This window comes from Paenibacillus sp. QJM3NY_38 (genome assembly GCF_056173265.1).
This window is the reverse complement of record NZ_CM149665.1, coordinates 6277102-6295331: the sequence shown is the minus strand read 5'-3', so window position 1 is coordinate 6295331 and position 18230 is coordinate 6277102. Positions and strand designations below refer to the sequence as shown.

The window sequence follows — 18230 nt, the reverse complement described above, 5'->3', positions numbered from 1 at the left end:
AGGGGTGTCCTATCCGTTGATCAAACGGAGGGCACCCTTTTTTCATTTCCTCTGTGTATATTCAATGCATGGGCTTTAGTATGCGACAGCGTCACATACTTCGTCTGCGTCCGGTAAAGAGAGAGATCACAAACAGGACAATGAAGATGAAGAACAGCACCTTCGCAATGCTGGCAGCAGCCTCAACGATGCCGAAGAAGCCAAAGATCCCTGCAATCAGTGCAACAACTAGAAAAATTACGGACCATTTTAACATCCTATTCACCCTGCTTTCTTCATCGATTTTATTGGATATAGGCATGTAGTCTCATGATGCTCCAAGAAACGGCACATATCCAATTTGAAGCTCGGTAGGGAGCCGCTTAGCCGTTGCCAACAGCGCCCTTCGTAGTGTTCTTTAACCGGGGCGGCAGGGGATGAAACAAGCTGTAGGACAATGGCATTATTGGCAGCGATCTCTTTGTTTCGTGGGCTGGGGGATAGGGTAACTATTGCGTATCCGAAACCAACATACTTGAAAGTGAGGGACAACGTATGCTAACCCAAATCAGTGTTGCCATTATTGCCGTAGCATTTGCGGTTCTGGTTTTCTTTTTAATCAAGACATTAAAGGCTGCGACACAATCGCTCGAAAAGGTAACCGAAACCCTTCAGGATGTTCAAAAGACGGTTGACGAATTAACTTATGAAGTGAAGCAGACCATCCGGAATACGAACGATATTACGGTGGATGTTCAGCATAAGATGAAACAGATCGATCCGGTGCTGGATACCGTCAAGAATCTGGGAGAAGCTTTAAGCGAGGTCACCTATGCGGTGAAGCAGGTATCCTCCGGCATGGTTAGCCGTTTTAAGCAATCCCGGATGGAGCAGAAGAAAGAGCAGCCTGCCCGTACGGAAGTGCCTTTGACGGCTCAGGATCGTACGTTCCAATCCTATGATGCGGTATATCAGAATACCGAAGCAGAAGAAAAGTCACGCGGTCGGAACTGGTTAGCCTACGTGGATACAGCGGTTGGTCTGTGGAACAGCTTCCGTCGCCAAAAAGCCAGATAAACGTAAGAAAGCTAAACCCGGGTATAGCTCCGACAGCTGAAGAAAGGAGGAGGTCGCATGTGGAATGTCGCACTGTTGATGGTAGGGCTCTTGATTTACTCCGGAGGTGGGGGTGCCGTGGCAGAGCCGCAGCCTTCTGCCGGGATGTCGCCACCGCCTATAATTCATGCCGCTTCGGATGTTGGACAAGCACAAACCAGCGACAACTCTACGGAGAGCTATGGAACTTTAAACGGGATTTCGCTAACGGATAACAAGCACGATGTCATTCGCAAGCTGGGAACGCCGGCTAGAATTGAGCATGAAGAGCTGACCGGAATTACCAAGCTGGATTACAAAGATATGGAGGTTGGGGTCCGCAACGGTTACACGGAATATGTTCATGTGAAGCCATCTGCCGTATCCTTTCAGGTTGAAGACCAGCGTATAGGTATGACAAACGATCAAATTAGGGCATCTCTGGGTAAGCCGTATTTTAAAGCGGAGGACGGGGATGTGTACCTTGAGAACCATCAAGCGCTTAAGGTATTTATTGACCGGGACTCCGGCGAAATTGCAGGAATTGATTTATTTTTCGATTATAGCGACTGAATTTGTTTCAACCTTAAGAAATAAGGTTAATAACAAATGGACTATAACCTAAATCAAGGTTTTACACTATTAGGGGAGGTTTTCACAATGGAATTTACCAATACGAAGTCATATGCCAAAGTCGTTGAGAATGGTACACAAGCGGTTCAGGAGGTTCAGAACCTGCGGCAGTCCGGTTACGATCATGATCGGATTTATGTATTGGCTCATGATTCGGACAAGACAAGCCGGATCGTGGATGCATCCGATGCCAATAACGTGGGCATCAAGGAAGAAGGCGTGTTTGACGCCTTTGCGAATTTGTTCCGGTCCCGCGGCGATGAGCTCCGCGCCAAGATTGTATCGCTAGGCTTCACGGAGGCCGAGGCTGGATTCTATGAGAAACAGCTGGATCTAGGCAAAGTACTTGTTATCGCTAAAAAAGATTGATGATATAGCAACGAAAGTTCAGCTTTATGACAGCATCGATGGTAGGCGTTATAGGACTTAAAACATAGATAAGGAATGAGACTTTTGACGTCTCATTCCTTATCTATGTTTTAAAAGAATGTTCCATATACCTAGTAAAAGTGGAAGATTCAAGATTTAGAACCTTTTTCTATGGCAATTGATCAGAGGGCTATTATAGTATAATAGTAGGAAAAGGATTTCTATCGTATAATCCGAAACGTTAAGGGAGAGGGCAATGAGAATATTAATCGTAGATGACAATCCGACTAACGTCATTATTATCCGAGAAATCTTAAAGAAAGAAAATTACCAGAACACTCTATCTGCATCTTCAGCCCTGGAAATGCTGGAGCATCTGGGGATCGGCGATCGCAGCCAAGAACTCCATCCCCGGAGATCGGACATCGATCTGATCCTGCTTGATATGATGATGCCCGAGATGGATGGAATAGAAGCATGCCGTATAGTTCAGCAATACGAGCATTTGAAAGATATACCGATCATTATGGTTACCGCCGTCGGGGATTCCAAGAAGCTGGCCGAAGCGCTGGATGCCGGTGCCGCCGATTACGTAACGAAACCGATCAACAAGGTAGAGCTGATGGCACGCATACGCCTGGCGCTCCGGTTGAAGCATGAGAAAGACTGGCATATTGAGAGGGAACAGCGGGTCCAGGCCGAATTGAAGCTTGCGGCCATGGTTCAGAATGCCGTATTGAGCTCACCAATCGAAGATGATCAGCTTGAGATTCATGCGCTGTACCAGCCCTCGGCAGAGCTTGCGGGAGATTTGTACGCATGGTACCCGCTTGGTGATGGCCGTTATGGCGTGATTCTGCTGGATATGATGGGACACGGGATTACTTCGTCCCTATTTTGTATGTTCATCGCTTCGGTTCTGAAGGACACGGTGACGACTTATGTCGAACCGGAGAAGGTGGTTCAGGAATTGAACCGCAGGTTCAATCAGTTAAACCTCGGCGAACAGCTGATACAGTACTATTTTACAGCGATCTATCTTGTTGTGGATACCCGTTTAAAGCGGGTGGACTACGTCAACGCAGGGCATCCGCCGGCTCTCTTCTTTCAAGAGAGCGGGGATGTGATGACCCTGGATCAAGGCTGCTGCCCGGTGGGATTGTTTGACCGGATCGAAGACATGGAGCCAAGAAGCTTTCAATATGAAGGTGAAGGACATTTGGTTATGTATACGGACGGCCTGCTCGAACTGGTGGAGGGCGGTCATGACGAGAAGCTGGATTATCTGAAGGAGCATTTGGGAGGCCGTCATCATTGGAGAGAAGATGAGATGAAGAAGCAATATTTTGTGGATGATCCATCGCAGGAGCGAGAGGACGATAAATGCCTGGTTTGGATATCTCTTAAAAAAGGAGAGGAAACCAATCAATGAAGCTTAGGAGCAAGTTAGTCATTGGTTTTACGACTTTGCTGGCGCTCATGCTGGTTCTGACCTTGATTGGTTATGACCGAATCAGTTATATGAACGACCAATTGAACCAGATCTATCAGGATCGCTACCAAAAGGTACGAAACTCCAGCGCAATGCGCGGAGAAGTCAACGATATGGCTCGAGAGCTTACGAACATGATCTTGAGCAATGATCAGTCTACGTATGCTGTGTCCGAACAGGAACTGGAAACGATGACAGCACGAGCTCAAACGTATTTTAAAGCGATCAAAGAAAGTGCAAATGCCGCGGAAGAGCAACAATTGTTAGTTCGGATTGAGCGTGCGGTGAATCAATATATCGTTTATCAAAATAAGACACTGGAGCTGCTGGCAAAGAGCAACGCAACGGAAGCTAATCTGCTTCGTAATTCGACCGGACAAGCTGTCCAGGAAGAGATGCTGACGAGTTTGAACGAGCTTAGCAGCTACGAGAACCAGAAGATCAATGATGATATAACAGCAGCGAAAGCAGCATATGACCGCTCTGTCCAAATGTTTATCTATATCATGGCTGGCGGTTTGTTATTAGGAATGCTGGTCATTCTATGGATTCTTCCAAGCATTACCCGAGGCATCAACGTAGTCTCCATGATGTTGAAGAGCTTTGGAGAAGGCAGATTGAAGGCGATCCGTCGTATTAAAGTTACGTCCAAGGATGAGTTTGGCGATGTGGCCCGGGTATTTAAAGACCTGTCCGAAGATATTATCGAGAAGCAGCGCATCGAGGAAACCTATCTCCAGGCGCAGCGTGATCAGTCCTGGCTCAACTCGAATATGGCCAGAGTCACGGAGCTGCTGGAGGGGATCAATTCCCTGGAGGAAGTCGGTCAGCGGTTTATCAGCGAATTTACGCCGATTCTGGGTGCTCATTATGGAGCGATCTATATTCGTCAAGAAGACAAACATCCGAATAAGTTGGAGATGAAAGGTTCTTACGCCCATGAAGGCGGCGAAGAGCCGAAGATTTCCTTCATGATCGGGGAAGGGCTTGTAGGTCAAGCTGCGCTCGACAAGAAACCGATCGTACTGAAAAGTGCGCCGGAGGATTACATGAAGGTGGAATCCGCTTGGGGATCATCGAAGCCGATATCGGTCATGATCTATCCGATTCTGTTTGAGAATGAAGTGTTGGGTGTTGTTGAGTTGGCAGCCTTTGAAGAAACAACATCACTGCAGGAGCAGCTTTTATCTCAGCTGAGTCAATCGCTTGGCATCATTCTAAACAATATTACAGGTCGTCTGCGGGTAGAGCAGCTGCTGCGCGAATCGCAGGCCATGACCGAAGAACTTCAGGTTCAATCGGAAGAGCTGCAGACTCAGCAAGAAGAGCTTCGCCGCACCAACGAAAATCTGGAGGAGCAAACCAATGCCCTCAAGCGTTCCGAAGACTTGCTGCAGCGCCAGCAGGAAGAGTTGGAGCATTACAATACCGAGCTTGTTGCCAAGACGCGTGCGCTTGAGGAACAGGTGCAGGAAGTGGAAGAGAAGAACGATGAGATCGAGAAGGCGAGAATGCAGCTTGAGCAGCAAGCGAAGCAGCTTTCGATTACAACGAAGTATAAGTCGGAGTTCATGGCTAATATGTCTCACGAGCTGCGGACCCCGCTAAACAGTCTGCTGATATTATCACAGCTGTTGTCGGAGAATAAGGATGGAAATCTGAGCAATAAACAGATTGAATATGCACAGACCATATACATGTCGGGCTCCGATCTGCTCAAAATGATTGATGAGATTCTAGATCTGTCCAAAGTGGATGCCGGGAAAATGGAGATCCATTATGAGGACGTTCAGCTTCCGGATATTGAAGCCTTCGTGGAGCAGAACTTTGCCGCCGTGGCATCACGCAAGCATATTGACCTGGGTGTGCATATCAGTGAAGATATTCCGCAGAGCATTGTCACGGACAGCCATCGCGTGAAGCAAATTCTTCGCAATCTGTTGTCGAATGCCTTCAAGTTTACCAATAGCGGCTCCGTCGAGCTGCATGTGGAAAAGGCCGACAAGGAGAAGCTTCCGCTTTATCTGAATGCCGAAACGGATTATGTGGCCTTTGCTGTCAGGGATACCGGAATCGGCATCCCGGCGGATAAAACGGATCTGATCTTTGAAGCCTTCCAGCAGGTAGACGGCACAACCAGCCGTAAATACGGGGGAACCGGGCTTGGTTTATCTATCAGCCGCGAGCTTTCCCGTCTGCTGGGCGGGGGCATTCTGGTTGAATCGGAAGAAGGCAAGGGAAGCTGCTTCACGCTCTTCCTGCCAGCCAGTCATCCGGATTTGGTAGAGAGTAACCAGGAAGCAGCTGCAGCAATTGAGGCACCCACGGAGAGTAATCTGATCGTACCGAAAGCGAAGATGATTACAAAAGAGGTTCAGCCATCCGTACAAGTGGATGACGATCGCAATCAGCTCGGACCGACAGATAAAGTCTTGCTTATCATCGAGGATGACGTGAAGTTTGCCAGAATTCTTCTGGATATGGCCAGAGGCCGCGGCTTCAAGGCCTTGGTTGCATTGCAGGGGGATATCGGTCTGGAGATGGCCAAGTCGTACAAACCGGATGCCATTATCCTGGATATCCAGCTTCCGGTTATTGACGGCTGGTCTGTCATGGGCGAGCTGAAGAGCTCTGCGGTTACGCGCCACATTCCAGTGCATGTCATTTCGGTCGTGGATGAAGTGAAGCAAGGATTAATGATGGGTGCGATCGCTTACTTGAAGAAGCCGTCATCGAGAGAAGCGCTGGAGGACGCGTTTACGCATATCGAATCCTATGCGGAAAAATCGATGAAACATCTCCTGATTGTTGAGGATGACGACATACAGCGGAATTCGATCATTGAATTGATTGGTCATGACGATGTATCGATTACGGCGGCATCCACAGGCGCCGAAGCGCTCAGCGAGCTTCGCAAACAGCGCTATGATTGTATGGTGCTGGATCTGATGCTGACGGATATGACAGGCTTTGAGCTGCTGGATCAGATCCGCGATGATGAGAACCTGGTGGATCTGCCGATCATTATTTATACAGGCAAGGACCTGGATTCGAAGGAAGAGATGCAGCTTCGCAAATATGCAGAGTCGATCATCATCAAAGACGTGAAATCGCCAGAGCGGCTTCTGGATGAAACGACGCTGTTCCTCCATCGGGTCGAGGCTGATTTGCCGGAAGATAAACGTAAAATCCTGCAGAAGCTGCACAATAAGGAAGAGCTGTTTGAAGGCAAGAAGATTCTGCTGGTGGACGATGATATCCGCAACGTGTTTGCTCTCTCCAGCGTGCTGGAGGGTTACAATATGGAAGTTACCTTTGCGGAAAACGGCAGGGAAGCCATCGAGCTGCTTCAGGATCATCCGGAATTTGATCTGGTGTTAATGGATATGATGATGCCGGAGATGGACGGTTATGAGGCGATGCGGCGTTTACGCGAAATGCCGGAATTCGAGAAACTGCCGATTATTGCCCTGACAGCCAAAGCCATGAAAGAGGATCGTGCAAAATGTATTGAAGCGGGAGCTTCCGATTATATGAAGAAACCGATACAAACGGAGCAACTTCTTTCGCTTATGAGGGTTTGGTTGTATTCGTAAGCCGCTTTTGTGGGTAAAGTACAAGTAGCAAATAAACACGGGGAAAGCGGTGCAAGCGTGATGTCATCTAGTGACCATATGGAATCAGAACAACTGCTGTTAACAGAGGAAAGCGAACGTGAGCTGGAACAGATCGAGATTGAGCTTCTTTTGGAAGGTATTCATCGATTCTATGGTTACGATTTTCGCAATTACGCCATTCCCTCATTGAGGCGGAGAATCTGGCATCATGTTCATGCCGAGGGCGTGTCCACCATATCAGCCCTACAGGATAAAGTGCTTCACGACCGTTCTTGTTTTGAGCGGCTTATATATAATCTATCGATTCCGGTTACGGAAATGTTCAGGGATCCGAAGCTATTCCTGACATTCAGGCAGTCTGTAGTTCCATTGCTTCGTACGTATCCTTATATACGGATTTGGCATGCAGGCTGTTCGACCGGAGAAGAAGTGTATTCCATGGCCATTTTGCTTCATGAAGAGGGATTGTATGAGAAGTCCCGGATTTATGCGACGGACATGAATTCGCGTTCGCTCCAGCAGGCAAAGGAAGGCGTATTCGACATTAAACGCATGAAGCAATATACCAAGAATTATATGGAGGCGGGCGGTACCCGCTCGTTCTCTGAATATTATACAGCGAAGTACAATTCGGTTATTTTCCAACCGTTTTTGAAGAAAAACATGATATTTGCCGAGCATAATTTGGCAACAGACCGTTCCTTTAACGAGTTTAATGTGATTTTTTGCCGGAACGTCATGATTTATTTTAATGATCAGCTGAGGGATCACGTACACGGATTATTTCACGAGAGTCTAAGCCATTTTGGTATTCTCGTACTGGGTTCTAAAGAGTCCATACACTTTACGAATTATAGTGAAGCTTATGAGACGCTGGACCGGGTGGAGAAAATATACCGGAAGATTAAATAGAGTTTTGTAGGAGGATCTCATGGGGTTTCACGAACCGATTCATATTCTGTTGGTAGATGACCGCCCTGAAAACTTACTTGCGCTCGAAGCTGTTCTGGACAGCGAACAATACACGCTAATTAAAGCTACTTCGGGGGAAGAGGCTTTACGATATCTCTTGAAGTATGATTTTGCCGTGATTGTTCTTGATGTACAAATGCCCGGCATGGACGGTATCGAAACAGCAAGGCTGATCAAGGCGAGAGACAAGACGAAGGATATTCCGATTATATTCATTTCCGCGAACAGCAAGGACGCGGAGCATCTTTTTGCAGGATACTCCGCAGGGGCAATCGACTATATGGTTAAACCTTTTATCCCTCAAATCTTGAAGTCCAAGATCGAGGGTTTTGTCGATATGTACCGGACCAATAACAGGCTGAAGATTCAGTCCATGCAATTGCATCAGAAGACCCAGGAGCTTGAAAAAATTAATCAAGAGCTTGTGCTGGCCAAGGAAGAAGCGGAGATTGCCGCCAAAGCCAAAACGGAATTTCTGGCGATGATGAGTCATGAGATCCGTACGCCGATGAATGGCGTCATCGGGATGATTGATTTGCTGATGGACAGCGATCTTCAGGATGAGCAGCGGGAATATGCAGCCATTATCCGAAACAGTGCGGATGCCTTGGTTAACATCATTAATGACATTCTGGATTTCTCCAAGATGGAATCAGGCAAAATGGAGCTGGAGGAATATCCGTTTGATCTCAAGTCCTGCGTTCAGGAAGTGTTTGGTTTGTTCTCCGGAGAAGCCTCCAAGAAGAATCTGGAGCTCACGTATTACATTGAGGATCAAATTCCTGCGATCATATTCGGTGATATGGGACGCCTTCGTCAAGTATTGGTGAATCTGGTATCCAATGCCGTGAAGTTTACGAATGAGGGTGGTGTGTATTTGGTTGTCTCGCTTGCCCAAACTGAAGAAGACCGATTAACCCTTGAATTCACGGTCAAGGATACGGGAATTGGCATCTCATCCGAAAAAATCGATCGGTTGTTCAAGCCGTTCTCTCAGTTGGATTCCTCAATGACAAGACGGTACGGTGGAACAGGACTAGGGCTTGCAATCTGTAAATCGCTCGTACAAATGATGGGCGGAGAGATCGCAGTGGAGTCCAAGGAAGGCAAGGGAGCCACTTTCGTGTTTACGATCTGCGTTCATACGCATGAGGAAGAGCATCAACGATTACGGGAAGAGGAGCGTTCGGCAAAATATCGTGTGCATGGGGAGAGGCAACCGAACATCCTGATTGTGGACGATCATCCGATTAATCGAAAACTGATGGACAGTATGCTGGAAAAGATGGGGATGAAAGCGGATATGGCGGAGGATGGCAGACAGGCCGTTGAGATGGTTGCAGGTCCTAAAGTCTACGACATGATCTTCATGGATTTGCAGATGCCGGTAATGGATGGTCTTGAGGCGGCACGACTGATCCGCCAGATGAAGCCGGAAGCTGAGGCTCCCGTTCTGGTTGCGATGACGGCGAATGTGATGGACGGGATTCAGAAGCGCTGCTCTGACGCGGGCATGAATGAATACATCAGCAAGCCGGTCAAAATCAGCTGTGTGAAGCACCTGATATCCCGGTATGTACCGGTAGAACCGGAGGGATGGGATATGCCCGCAAGCCCTGTTCGCATCATCAACGGTTAGTAGGGAAACCGATTTCCATATATTAGCTTGCCCATAACCCTCTTTAACCTGTTTCAACAAGCGAGATAACGGGTTATGTAAAGGGAAAACAAATGATTGGGAGAGAGTGTCTATGAATACAAAAACGAATGATAAGTTCAATGCTAAGACCCAGATGAACGAGGGCGTATGCACGGTATTTCTGAGCGGTGAACTTGATCTGTCCGTCGCTCCTGATTTTCGATTAGTGATGGAGCCTCTTGTCGGCAATTCCGAAGTAGACTTGATCGTCAACATGAAGGACATGACATATATTGATAGTACGGGTATTGGTATTCTTCTGTCGATACTGAAAGCCAGACATGGCATGGAAGCACGCTTTGCAGTCGAGGAAGTTCCGCCGCAAATTCAAAAGCTGTTCGATATGACGGGTATTGCGAAGTTCTTTCAGTCGTAAGAAGAATTCCCAATAGGAAAGGATCGAAAAGAATGAATTCAGATGTTCAAAGAGTAACGCTTAATTTGCCTGCCAGTGCTGAATACGTGGATATTGTAAGACTGAATCTGTATGGAATAGCTTCCAAGATGGGCTTTTCCTATGAAGAGATTGAAGATATGAAGGTTGCGGTGTCGGAAGCCTGTAATAACTCGGTCTTGTATGCTTATAGTCAGGAAGGCGGAATGGTGGAGGTTTTATTTCAAGTGACCGGCGAGTCGCTATCCATTACGGTCAGAGACGAAGGGGAGAGTTTCGACAGTATGGGAGCGGTTGGCAACCGTACGCTTCATGATAAAGATCTAAGCGAGGTCCAAATCGGAGGACTAGGCTTCTACCTGATGGAGGCGCTTATGGATGAGGTAAGCGTGACAAACCAGGCTGGAAAGGGAACCGAGGTTACGCTGACGAAGCGTCTCGCAAGAAGCGAGGAGCCCGTATGAGTGATAAAGCGACTCCCCAAGAGTCCAGAGATGAAGCTGTTCATTTAATTGAACAATATCAGCAAACGAAGGATAACGATATCGCAACGGTGCTGATTAAGAAATATGAACCGATGGTCAAAATGGCGGCAGGCAAGATTGCCCGGAATCGGCCCGACCTGTACGAGGATTTGTATCAGGTTGGCCAAATGGCATTAATTCGTCTTCTGCAGCAATATGACATCAGCCTGGGGATTCCGTTTGAGCCCTATGCCATGAAAAGCATGATCGGTCATATGAAAAACTTTCTCCGCGATAAATCATGGTACATTCAAGTACCAAGACGAATCAAGGAAAAGGGTGCCTTGGTTCAGCAAGCAATTGATGAACTAATGGTGAAGCTGGAGAGATCTCCCGATGTGAATGAGATTGCATCCTACCTGGATCTTTCCGTTGAGGAAACGGTTGAAGTGTTGGCCGGACGTGAATGCTATCATTATGTATCATTGGATTCCCCATTATCCCAGGAAGAAACCGGAGCGACGCTTGGAGAGCTAATCAGTTCGGATGTGAATGATTTTGATTCCGTTGAGAAGCGCATGGATCTTCAGCAGGCGATGAGCCAGTTGAAGGAGCAAGAGCAGAAGGTGCTATTGCTGGCATTTCAGGAGGGACAGTCCCAGAGAGCTATCGCTCAGAGGTTAGGCGTGTCGCAAATGAGTGTCTCGCGTATCCAGAAGCGGGCAACGGAAAAACTGAAGCAGATCATGTCCAATTCTTCTTATTGATATGGACAAGCCTCGTAGTAACAGTAACAGACGTATAGCAACATAAGGCACGCTTCCTCCATTACAGGAAAGCGTGCCTTTTTGGAACCTTGCGATTTTGTATTTACAGAAGGGAGTGGCAGTAAAACATGCTGGGGCCGGATAGGATGGAAGGTCAGGATATTTATACTTTTGCGGGGGGATGGAAGTGGTACGATGTTCGAACGGATAACTGGCAATCCTCCTGGATCGGTGAACTTCGGACGCGCTATCCTTATACAGCCGAATGGTTTGATCAGGCTTCAACGTTAAAGGAACGAAATTACTTATCCGTCCGATTCAAGGATGGGGTGGAGCCGGTCATTATGGGAACCATGATGTATAAGGTTACGGATGATGCCGATCATTACAAGTCGGAACAGTTCTATTTCTATACGGACGACCAAGTGCTGATCACCATCAATTTGGATGACCATACCCGAAGCGTGATGGCTAAGTCCGAAAGAGCTTCCATGCTTCATCAATGCCAAAAGCCCGTCGACGGCATGTTTGTGCTGGCTCGGGCCATTTTGCATTATTACCATGCGGGAATGGATCATTTCGAGCATAACCTGCGTCTTGTCGAAAGCGATATGCGCACGCGCAACCGGAAGTCCTTAATGGACAGCATTCTGACGTCCCGGTTTGAGCTGTTGGAGTGGAGCAATCTGTTCATTCCTTTTCAGGAACTGATCGCTGCAGCAAAGGAAGGGTATCATGGCGAGCTGGATAGCAGTCGCTCGTTTCAACAGCTCCTGCATCGAGTGGAAAGAATGGAGAAGCTGATTCATCATTATGAGCGAGAAATCGATACGCTGGTATCGATAGACGATGCCATCTCCGCGTTCCGCGGCAATGAAATTATGAAGACGCTGACGATTTTTACGGTTGTGCTCACACCCGCAACCGTGGTCGGAGCCATCTGGGGGATGAACTTTGAAAATTTGCCCGCCATTAAGACGTTCTGGGGATTTGCGGTAGTCAGCGGTTTTACCCTGCTATGGACCGGAGGCATGTATCTTTGGATGCGTGCGAAGGGATGGACGGGAGACCTGCTTCAAGTGAAGTCCAGCAACAAAAATCTTTGAGGCATAATGGTGATCCATGAATGGCAGCAACAATGATCACAACGCCCGGTGACCTCTTTAGGCACCGGGCGTTTTCATGCGAATAAAGATACACTAGGATCGGGATTGATCAATATATCCTTGCAAATCCGAGATGAAATCCCCAATCATCGGTACGTTGACAAAGAAGCTGAGAATGTAACCCAGAAGACCCAGCACGAGCGCCGTGCCAAGGGTTAAGCCTAGTCCCCGTGATAGTCCGGCTGTGAGGTTGGCAATGATGCGTTTCTTGGGATTCATGTAATTCTCGATCATATCCTTCATTTCGGATTTCTCCAATGTGTTGGCAATTTTGTCCAGACGCGTGTTCAGTTTCTTCACTTCGTGACGCAGTTCAAAGGGGTGCTCCTGGATATTATCCGCTTCCCGGGAGCGTCTTTCCATGCTTGATTCTGATTCCTTTCGTGGCTCATTGCGTCGTGTCGAACGATCGCCGCTCCGGGTCGAGAAGCTGGAGCCGCTATGATATGGGTTCGCTTTACTCATAAGATATCCCCGCTTTCCAGGCAGAAACGCCGTTTCATTTCACTTATCAATCCATATGATGCTTACAAGCTGACTGTCACGATCTGGCACAAAAATAGCCAGCTGTGTCAGCTGGCTATTCGTGACCTCACGAATTAAACATTCGTTGTCGATTTCATTTCACGGCTGACATCGGAAGAGGTGTCCATCGCTTTATCCTTTACGTCTTTGGAAGCATTTGAAACCTCGCTGGACACGTCTGCCGATGCTTCCTTGACGCTGGACATAATGCTTTGGCGGCCTTCATTTACGGTGGCCATCACATCGGAGGCTTTGGTGCCCACGGTTTTCGCAAGCTCAGAAGCTTTATCGCCTACGGTATAAGCAACTTCCTTCGTTTTATCCGTTACCATGCTCAGTTTCTCGGACAAATCCCCGCGCAGTTCGCGGCCTGGCTTTGGAGCGAACAACAGAGCTGCCGCCGCTCCGACCAGGGCACCGATGAAAGCACCTTTGAAGAATGTGGAACCGCTTTGTACTGGATGTTCTTGTTCTGTGTGATTCATAACTTTCACTCCTTTTAGTTAATATAAAAAGAATATAGACACGAGAATCAGGCTGTACGTCTAAATAGCTTGGCAGCAAGACCGAGCAAGAATACGAAGATAGCTGTACCGATGATAGCGGGCACAATGGCAAATCCGCCGATGACAGGCCCCCATGCTCCGAAGAGCCATGGTCCGAGCCATGCGCCTACGAAACCAGCGATCATGGACCCGATAATTCCGCCCGGCATTTCATGACCAACCAGTGCATCCCCGATGATCCCGATGATGATTGCCATTACGATGCTGATGATGATTCCCCACATACGATCGCCTCCTTTTTAAAGAGCAATGTTTTTCGAGTGGGCTTGCTTATCTCGTAATTAAACCTAAGGCCACATCGTGAAACAGGACAACGTTAAACGGGAGATAAAATGAAGTGTCCGTCCCCTACGGAATGATCGCCTGCTGTTATTTGCAGATTTTTGTACTATACTGAATACAGATTTGCAACAATCCCCGAATTATCGAGGATTATAGGTGCCAGATATACACAGGTTTTTAAGTGCAGGAATACGGTCACAGACGGTTATAGAAGGAGTTATTTAACATGGACACTGTATTAGTGAAGGAATATCGGGCGGACATATTGGAGTGCGTCCACAATGGACATATATGTATTGTTAATGAACAAGGAAGCATACAGGCATACGCGGGAGATCCGGAATATATCGCATTTACGCGTTCTTCGGCCAAGCCGATGCAGGCAATCCCCTCCATCCGTGGCGGGCTTGCTGACCATTATGGGCTGACGGATAAGGAAATCGCGATCATGACGGCTTCGCATCGGGCGGAGCCGGCTCATACCGAAGTATTGGAAGGCTTTGCCCGCAAGGTCAATATTAGTGAAGCTTATATGGTTTGCGCGTCGAGCTGGCCGCTGGATGAGAAAAATAAAGAGGCTCTTCTGCGAGACCAGAGAGACAAGAGCAAATGGTTCCATAATTGCTCCGGCAAGCATTATGGCATGTTGGCCTATTGTCAGATGAAAGGGTACCCGCTGCTCGGATACGATCAGCCGGAACATCCACTGCAGCAGGAGATCCTTCAGACGGTCTCCTATTTGTCGGGACTGGCTCCCTCTGATATCCGATTGGGAACGGACGGTTGCGGCCTGCCGGTATTCGCCATGCCGCTTCGCGCTTTGGCTACAGCCTATATGAAGCTTGCATCCCCGGACCTTATCGAGGATGAGCCAACAAAAAGGGCGGTCATCCGAATCACGGAGGCTATGCACGCATCTCCCTATATGGTGGCAGGAAATCAAAAGGTGGACACCCTTCTCTTGGAAGACGATAATATTGTGGCCAAAGGAGGCTTTAAAGGCGTGTACTGCTTAGGACTGAAGAAGGAGCGGCTCGGCATTTCGTTCAAAATTGCAGATGGATCAGAAGAAGAATGGGGCTGGGTAGCGGAGTCCATATTGGAGCAAATCGGGTATAGCAACAAAACAACCATCGATCGCTTGAAATCCGCGTATCCCAAAGATTTATGCAACGATGGGGGCTTGAAAGTAGGCAGGGTGGAAACCGCGTTTATGCTGAACCGAGCTTAAGCATGACTGATTAGACCGGAAACCGCCGGGGTATTGAATAGTAAAAAAGGCGGAGGTGACCGGCCATGATTAAGATCATGACGGCAGCGGAAAGACATACTACCCATAAAGACGGTATTCATAGTGAATTCAGCTTTTCATTCGAGGATTATACGGATCCGCATAACGAGCATTTTGGAAGCTTGCTGGCGCATAATGAATATATGCTTAAACCGATGGAGGGTTTTGATCGAAGGTTTCATCATGATTTGATCATTGTCCATTTGGTGCTGGAAGGCGCGTTAACGTATGAAGATGATACAGGGAAAGAAATGGAGCTGACTCCCGGTTCGATTCATGTCGTGAATACAGGCACCGGCGTGTACCATGCAGAGAAGAATGCCTCGTCCGAGGACGTACGCTACCTGGAAATGTGGTTTCTACCTGCGGAGCCGGATCTTGAGACCAGTCACCACCAAGGCAATTTTACAAAGGAACAGCAGTTGAACCAGATGCTTCCGATCATCGGGTCGGGCAATGGTGAATCCAGCTTGCCCCAATCGCTGGATGTTGTGATATACAGTACCATACTGGAGACAGGACAAGAACTGACGTACAGCCTGGCAGGGGATCGGAGAATGCACCTGTACGTCATTAGCGGTCAAGTCGAAATATCGTCGGAAGACGGCAAGTTTGATATTACTGCGGGTGATGCCGCCAGGATACAGCGGCGTCATAAGCTGACATTTCGAGGGAACTCAAGTGAGGGGATCTCGGAAGTGGTGATGATCGATATGCCGTAGAGAAGGACAACAAAGCCCCCGGAACATCGCTTGGATCAGCGAAGTTCCGGGGGCTTTGCTATAAAAGGGTTAATGATGATCTACTGGTTTCCGCGCAGCTGCCCGAGCTCCGATACAACTGCTTCCACTTCCGATATACTCAGGTTTTGCTTATTCATGACCATATCGTACAAATCATAAATATCATCATATTGGTTAACCGAGAAGGCAGAGGCTTGCATGGCAGCACCTGTAGCCATCCGAAGCTTGGTTTTAATCTGTTCAATCATATACTCGACATTAGCTTGTGATTTTTCACTCAAATCCATGGATTAACACCATCCTCTCATAGGCGGATTTACGATTTTCATCCCTGTATTGTACCATGTTACCATGCGGCTCGACCAATGTTTTTGCCATCGGAGACAGAGATAGGTTAAAATCAGGAAAAAAAGGTTTTTAGGCTGTAAAAAGCAAGGTTTTAAGCGATGTAATCAAGGAGGAGGTCCGTCATGAGCGAACAAGCCGGCAAGACGCCAGGCGTACAGGCTGTAAAAGCTAAAATGTCGGGGCATGAACTGGCGGATTTTTTTCGGACGATTTCGCAGCGGCATGCGCTGGAGAGCATCGTATTTTTATGTATTGGCACTGACCGTTCCACAGGAGATGCACTCGGACCGCTAACAGGAAGCCGGCTCTCGGAATACGGTTTCCCGCAGGTGATCGGCACGCTGCCCGAACCTTGTGACGCTTTCAATCTTGAGGCAAGGCTTCAAAGTATACCCGAGGATCAAGTGGTTATTGCTATTGATGCTTGCTTGGGACAATCTTCTTCCGTCGGTTATTTCTTTGCAAGCGAAGGTCCGCTGACACCGGCCCAATCCGTCGGCGGGAAGCTTCCGGCAGTGGGGGACTACAGCGTGGCAGCGGTTGTGAACGTCCATGGGCCGAAGCCGTATTGGACTCTCCAAGTGACGTCCCTATACCAAGTCATGGGGATGGCGGAGCAGATAGCGAAGCAAGCCGCTATTGCCTTTGGCCTTAGGCCGTAAGACATGGCGTTTCAGCCGGGGTTGTTTTTGTTTAATAATAGATCATTCTTTATAAAATAATGGGTGTCTACCACATGGCATCCGCTGAATAGAAAGAAGGGTATCGCTATGGAAAAAGTACAATGCAACGGCAGCACGATTTGTTATGTTGATCAGGGACAAGGAGAGCCGATCATTCTGCTTCACGGTTTCTGCGGAAGCTCCGCCTACTGGGAACAGGTACTGCCATTTCTTCAAGGCTTCAGAGTCATTGTACCGGATCTCCGTGGTCACGGGCGGTCTGATGCACCGATGGGATCGTATACCATTGAACAGATGGCAGACGATGTACTGCTATTGATGGATGAGCTCGACATTCCGAAGGCAGCTCTACTCGGTCATTCCCTTGGAGGCTATATCACGCTCTCTTTTGCCCAGCGTTACGCTTCTCGTTTGAACGCCTTTGGCCTGATCCATTCTACGGGCTATCCGGATTCGGATGAAGCGAAGGAAAAACGGGTGAAAGCGGTCAGCACCATCCAAGGGGAGGGCATTACGGCTTTTGTTGACGGATTGGTGCCCGGCTTATTCGCTCCGGATACGAAGGATAACAAGCCGGAATGTATTCAGCGGGCGAAGGAGATAGGCTATCTAACGCCACCTCAGGGAGCAATCGGAGCGGCGCTGGCGATGCGGGAGCGTCCGGACCGACGCGATGTGCTCTCGGCGTCCACTCTGCCTATCCTGCTGGTAGCAGGGGAGAAGGACGGGTTGATTCCGGCAGAGCGTACCTTTACGACAGACCATGACAACGTGACTCAATATGTAATCGAGGGCGCAGGACATATGAGTATGATGGAGACGCCGGAGAAGCTCGGCGAGGTCATATCTTCTTTCATGGGACGGCTGGAGCAAGAATAAATCCATATCGTTTATAATAAACGGATACTCCTATTGCGGGGTATCCGTTTGTTGTATTGTGGGGCTGCAATTGCAATGGACCTTCCTTCGTGTCCGGATACCGTTAAACAAAGCCTGAACGGGCATAAGGGCGGCTACTGGAATTCTGGCCCCGGATAGCCTACAATTTAATCGTGATCCGGATTGGCAATAGACCCGGCATGAATGCACCTGCAGGGGGATTCACGGTAGCTGACAGGTACCGGTCCTAAGTTCCTCGGCAGCGG

General features: G+C 48.3%; 20 protein-coding genes. 15 read left to right on the top strand and 5 right to left on the bottom strand.

What is annotated here, in order from left to right:
- Nucleotides 1–91: 91 nt before the first annotated feature.
- Nucleotides 92–256: a DUF1328 domain-containing protein gene (locus AC0VZ8_RS29310; protein ID WP_475485239.1), complete on the bottom strand. Its 165-nt coding sequence runs from the start codon at nt 254–256 to the stop codon at nt 92–94.
- Nucleotides 257–534: 278 nt separating this feature from the next.
- Between AC0VZ8_RS29310 and AC0VZ8_RS29305 the strand changes: the two genes are divergently transcribed.
- The 11 genes from AC0VZ8_RS29305 (at nt 535) to AC0VZ8_RS29255 (ending at nt 12587) form a co-directional block, all read left to right on the top strand.
- Nucleotides 535–1056 carry a DUF948 domain-containing protein gene (locus AC0VZ8_RS29305; protein WP_071219615.1) on the top strand — a complete coding sequence of 174 codons (522 nt, stop codon included), beginning with the start codon at nt 535–537 and terminating at the stop codon, nt 1054–1056.
- Nucleotides 1057–1113: 57 nt separating this feature from the next.
- A complete protein-coding gene (locus tag AC0VZ8_RS29300) occupies nt 1114–1647 on the top strand; it encodes a hypothetical protein (RefSeq protein WP_475485238.1) in 534 nt (177 codons plus the stop codon).
- 87 nt (nt 1648–1734) lie between these two features.
- Nucleotides 1735–2076 (top strand): YflT domain-containing protein, encoded by a 342-nt coding sequence (locus AC0VZ8_RS29295; RefSeq protein WP_071219613.1) that lies wholly within the window; start codon nt 1735–1737, stop codon nt 2074–2076.
- A gap of 256 nt (nt 2077–2332) precedes the next feature.
- Nucleotides 2333–3508 (top strand): PP2C family protein-serine/threonine phosphatase, encoded by a 1176-nt coding sequence (locus AC0VZ8_RS29290; RefSeq protein ID WP_071219612.1) that lies wholly within the window; start codon nt 2333–2335, stop codon nt 3506–3508.
- Nucleotides 3505–7164, top strand: a complete 3660-nt coding sequence (locus AC0VZ8_RS29285; protein WP_475485237.1) for a response regulator — start codon at nt 3505–3507, stop codon at nt 7162–7164. The genes AC0VZ8_RS29290 and AC0VZ8_RS29285 overlap by 4 nt, the downstream gene beginning before the upstream one ends.
- 60 nt (nt 7165–7224) lie before the next feature.
- Nucleotides 7225–8097, top strand: a complete 873-nt coding sequence (locus AC0VZ8_RS29280) for a CheR family methyltransferase (protein ID WP_076325426.1) — start codon at nt 7225–7227, stop codon at nt 8095–8097.
- Between the two features lie 19 nt (nt 8098–8116).
- Entirely contained in the window at nt 8117–9796 is a 1680-nt protein-coding gene (locus tag AC0VZ8_RS29275) for a response regulator (RefSeq protein ID WP_475485236.1), read from the top strand.
- 112 nt (nt 9797–9908) lie between these two features.
- Nucleotides 9909–10232, top strand: a complete 324-nt coding sequence (locus AC0VZ8_RS29270) for an STAS domain-containing protein (RefSeq protein WP_009594079.1) — start codon at nt 9909–9911, stop codon at nt 10230–10232.
- 32 nt (nt 10233–10264) lie between these two features.
- Nucleotides 10265–10714, top strand: coding sequence for an anti-sigma B factor RsbW (gene rsbW / locus AC0VZ8_RS29265; protein ID WP_427495788.1), 450 nt, complete (start codon nt 10265–10267; stop codon nt 10712–10714).
- The gene (locus AC0VZ8_RS29260; protein ID WP_009594120.1) at nt 10711–11481 is read left to right on the top strand and encodes a sigma-70 family RNA polymerase sigma factor; all 771 of its coding nucleotides are present in this window, start codon (nt 10711–10713) and stop codon (nt 11479–11481) included. The genes rsbW and AC0VZ8_RS29260 overlap by 4 nt, the downstream gene beginning before the upstream one ends.
- Before the next feature lie 128 nt (nt 11482–11609).
- On the top strand, nt 11610–12587 hold the full coding sequence (locus AC0VZ8_RS29255) for a magnesium transporter CorA family protein (RefSeq protein WP_475485235.1): 978 nt from the start codon (nt 11610–11612) through the stop codon (nt 12585–12587).
- 93 nt (nt 12588–12680) lie between these two features.
- Here AC0VZ8_RS29255 and AC0VZ8_RS29250 read toward each other — a convergent pair whose 3' ends face one another.
- The 3 genes from AC0VZ8_RS29250 to AC0VZ8_RS29240 all read right to left on the bottom strand — a co-directional run bounded on the left by AC0VZ8_RS29250 (nt 12681) and on the right by AC0VZ8_RS29240 (nt 13962).
- The gene (locus AC0VZ8_RS29250; RefSeq protein ID WP_475485234.1) at nt 12681–13112 is read right to left on the bottom strand and encodes a DUF5665 domain-containing protein; all 432 of its coding nucleotides are present in this window, start codon (nt 13110–13112) and stop codon (nt 12681–12683) included.
- 134 nt (nt 13113–13246) lie between these two features.
- A complete protein-coding gene (locus AC0VZ8_RS29245; protein WP_216534039.1) occupies nt 13247–13657 on the bottom strand; it encodes a YtxH domain-containing protein in 411 nt (136 codons plus the stop codon).
- A gap of 47 nt (nt 13658–13704) precedes the next feature.
- The gene (locus tag AC0VZ8_RS29240) at nt 13705–13962 is read right to left on the bottom strand and encodes a GlsB/YeaQ/YmgE family stress response membrane protein (protein ID WP_071219604.1); all 258 of its coding nucleotides are present in this window, start codon (nt 13960–13962) and stop codon (nt 13705–13707) included.
- Between the two features lie 284 nt (nt 13963–14246).
- Here AC0VZ8_RS29240 and AC0VZ8_RS29235 point away from each other — a divergent pair, with 284 nt between their 5' ends.
- Together AC0VZ8_RS29235 and AC0VZ8_RS29230 are read left to right on the top strand one after the other, a co-directional pair.
- Nucleotides 14247–15251, top strand: coding sequence for an asparaginase (locus AC0VZ8_RS29235; RefSeq protein WP_475485233.1), 1005 nt, complete (start codon nt 14247–14249; stop codon nt 15249–15251).
- Nucleotides 15252–15316: 65 nt separating this feature from the next.
- Complete coding sequence (locus AC0VZ8_RS29230) at nt 15317–16033, top strand: pirin family protein (protein ID WP_475485232.1); 717 nt, start codon at nt 15317–15319, stop codon at nt 16031–16033.
- 80 nt (nt 16034–16113) lie between these two features.
- Here AC0VZ8_RS29230 and AC0VZ8_RS29225 read toward each other — a convergent pair whose 3' ends face one another.
- Nucleotides 16114–16341: a DUF1128 domain-containing protein gene (locus AC0VZ8_RS29225; protein WP_015737472.1), complete on the bottom strand. Its 228-nt coding sequence runs from the start codon at nt 16339–16341 to the stop codon at nt 16114–16116.
- A 183-nt stretch (nt 16342–16524) separates the two neighbouring features.
- Here AC0VZ8_RS29225 and yyaC point away from each other — a divergent pair, with 183 nt between their 5' ends.
- Together yyaC and AC0VZ8_RS29215 are read left to right on the top strand one after the other, a co-directional pair.
- Complete coding sequence (yyaC, locus tag AC0VZ8_RS29220; RefSeq protein ID WP_475485231.1) at nt 16525–17064, top strand: spore protease YyaC; 540 nt, start codon at nt 16525–16527, stop codon at nt 17062–17064.
- 108 nt (nt 17065–17172) lie between these two features.
- Nucleotides 17173–17964 carry an alpha/beta fold hydrolase gene (locus AC0VZ8_RS29215; protein ID WP_475485230.1) on the top strand — a complete coding sequence of 264 codons (792 nt, stop codon included), beginning with the start codon at nt 17173–17175 and terminating at the stop codon, nt 17962–17964.
- Nucleotides 17965–18230 lie beyond the last annotated feature (266 nt).